Origin of the sequence: Escherichia sp. KCJ4928 (assembly GCF_004352695.1) — a bacterium.
GTDB lineage: Bacteria > Pseudomonadota > Gammaproteobacteria > Enterobacterales > Enterobacteriaceae > ECMA0423.
In genome coordinates this window covers 1-314 of the sequence record NZ_SJWV01000699.1, presented here as the reverse complement: position 1 = coordinate 314, position 314 = coordinate 1, and the positions used below count along the sequence as shown (strand labels likewise).

The window sequence follows — 314 nt, the reverse complement described above, 5'->3', positions numbered from 1 at the left end:
AATAACGGTATGGCGGCCTCAGGTTTTGGAACGGGAGGCAAATACCAGCAGGCGATACAGGCCGCAACGGCAGCAGTACAGGGGCTGGCCGGCGGTAATCTGAGTGCAGCCCTGGCAGGTGGTGCAGTACCGTATATTGCTGAAATTATCAAACAGACCACCCCGGACGGTGCGGGACGTGTGGCAACTCATGCAGTAGTGAATGCAGCCCTGTCTCTGGCACAGGGTAAGAATGCTCTGGCTGGTGCCGCAGGCGCAGCCACCGGCGAGGTGGTGGGAATGATAGCCACACAGATGTACGGTAAGCCGGTGAG

At 58.9% G+C, this 314-nt stretch carries 1 pseudogene; it reads left to right on the top strand.

Annotation, left to right across the window (positions count from 1 at the left end):
- A pseudogene (locus E0D98_RS26315) lies at window positions 1-314 on the top strand (hemagglutinin); the annotation flags it as partial.